2 protein-coding genes are annotated in these 2,116 nt (G+C 70.0%); both read left to right on the forward strand.

Annotated features, from left to right (window positions below; genetic code table 11):
• Nucleotides 1-147: 147 nt before the first annotated feature.
• Nucleotides 148-951 carry an ABC transporter ATP-binding protein gene (locus ACTWQO_RS48405; RefSeq protein ID WP_443243800.1) on the forward strand — a complete coding sequence of 268 codons (804 nt, stop codon included), beginning with the start codon at nucleotides 148-150 and terminating at the stop codon, nucleotides 949-951.
• Nucleotides 948-1,736: an ABC transporter permease gene (locus tag ACTWQO_RS48410; RefSeq protein ID WP_443243801.1), complete on the forward strand. Its 789-nt coding sequence runs from the start codon at nucleotides 948-950 to the stop codon at nucleotides 1,734-1,736. Before ACTWQO_RS48405 ends, ACTWQO_RS48410 begins: the two co-directional genes overlap by 4 nt.
• Nucleotides 1,737-2,116 lie beyond the last annotated feature (380 nt).

The raw sequence follows: 2,116 nt of genomic DNA on the forward strand, positions 1-2,116 counted from the left end.
CCCACGCCCCCGGGTGATGCGCCCCGGTGATGCGCGCCCCCCGGACACGCACCCCCCGACACACACCCCCACACCCACCCACCTTGACGCCCACCCCCACACCCACCCACCTTGACGCCCACCCCCAACGGGAGGATTATTCATCGCATGATGAATTACGCACCGGACCCACCCGCCCCAACCCCAAAGGCAACCGCGATCCAAGCCGCCGGCCTCACCGTCGTCCGCGGCCCCCGAACGGTCCTGCGCGGCCTCGACTTCACGGTCCCGCCCGGCCAGATCACCGGCCTCCTCGGCCCCTCCGGATGCGGCAAGTCGACGCTCATGCGGGCGATCGTCGGCACTCAGGCCAAGGTCACGGGCACCCTGGAGATCCTGGGCCGCCCGGCCGGCCACCCCACCCTCCGCACCCGCATCGGCTACGTCACCCAGGCCCCGTCGGTCTACGACGACCTCACCGTCCGCCAGAACCTGGCCTACTTCGCGGCGATCCTGAACCCGGGCCGCGCAGCCGCGGCGCACCGGCACGAGGACGTCACCCGAGTCATCTCCGACGTCGACCTGACCAGCCACGCCGACGCCCTGGCAGGCAACCTCTCCGGCGGCCAGCGCAGCCGTGTCTCTCTGGCCGTAGCCCTCCTCGGCACTCCGGAACTCCTGGTCCTGGACGAACCGACAGTGGGCCTGGACCCGGTGCTCCGCCGAGACCTCTGGAACCTCTTCCACGACATCGCGGCCACACGCGGCGCAACCCTCCTCGTCTCCTCCCACGTCATGGACGAGGCCGAGCGCTGCCACCGCCTCCTCCTCATGCGCGAGGGCGAGATCCTCGCCGACGACACCCCGGACGCCCTCCGCACCCGTACCGGATCCGAGACGGTGGAGGCGGCCTTCCTGCACCTGGTGGACGAGGCAGTCGCGACCGCCCGTACGAAGGAGACGACGCGATGAGTACGACCACGATGCGTACGACGATGAGGCCCGCCCCCACCAGCGCCCTGAACCTCTCCCGCACCACCGCCACCGCGGCGCGAGTCCTCAGCCAGCTCCGCCACGACCCGCGCACGATCGCGCTGATGATCCTGGTCCCGTGCGTGATGCTGTTCCTGCTGCGCTATGTGTTCGACGGCAGCGCGCGCACCTTCGACAGCATCGGAGCGTCGCTCCTGGGGATCTTCCCCCTCATCACGATGTTCCTGGTCACGTCGATCGCCACGCTCCGCGAACGCACGTCGGGCACGCTGGAACGCCTCCTCGCCATGCCCCTGGGCAAAGGCGACCTGATCGCGGGCTACGCCCTGGCCTTCGGCACGCTGGCGATCATCCAGTCGGCGTTGGCGACGGGGCTGGCGGTCTGGTTCCTGGGCCTGGACGTCATCGGCTCCCCGTGGCTGCTCCTCCTGGTGGCCCTCCTAGACGCCCTCCTGGGCACAGCCCTCGGCCTGTTCGTCTCGGCCTTCGCGGCCTCCGAATTCCAGGCGGTCCAGTTCATGCCGGCAGTGATCTTCCCCCAACTCCTCCTCTGCGGCCTCTTCACCCCCCGCGACAACATGCACCCCGCCCTCGAAGCCATCTCCAACGTCCTCCCCATGTCCTACGCCGTCGACGGCATGAACGAAGTCCTCAAACACACCGACATGACAGCCAACTTCATCCGAGACACCCTCATCGTCGCGGGCTGCGCCCTCCTCGTCCTCACCCTCGGCGCAGCCACCCTCCGCCGCCGAACAACCTGACACCCCCGCACCACACCACCCGGCATCCAAGGACGAGAACTCCCCCACCCACCCGAGGGGGGCGGCTCTCCCACCGCGGATCACCAACATCCAGCCGGTCCGCCGTTCGAGCCCGGCCGACGCCACCCCGATCCCCCACCCACCCGCAGAGCGCTGCCCTCGGCACCGATCCCGCATCATCCAGCCCGTCCGACCGGCGTCTGAGGACGAGCCCACCTCAGCCACCCCCAGCCCGACCGGCGTTTGAGGACGAGGCCACCTCAGCCACCCCCAGCCCGTCCGGCGTTTGAGGACGAGCTCACCTCAGCCATCCCCAGCCCGTCCGGCGTCTGGGGGCGAGGCGACCTCAGCCACTCTCAGCCCGTCCGGCGTTTGAGGAC

Origin of the sequence: Streptomyces sp. 4N124 (assembly GCF_052245395.1) — a bacterium.
Lineage (GTDB): Bacteria > Actinomycetota > Actinomycetes > Streptomycetales > Streptomycetaceae > Streptomyces.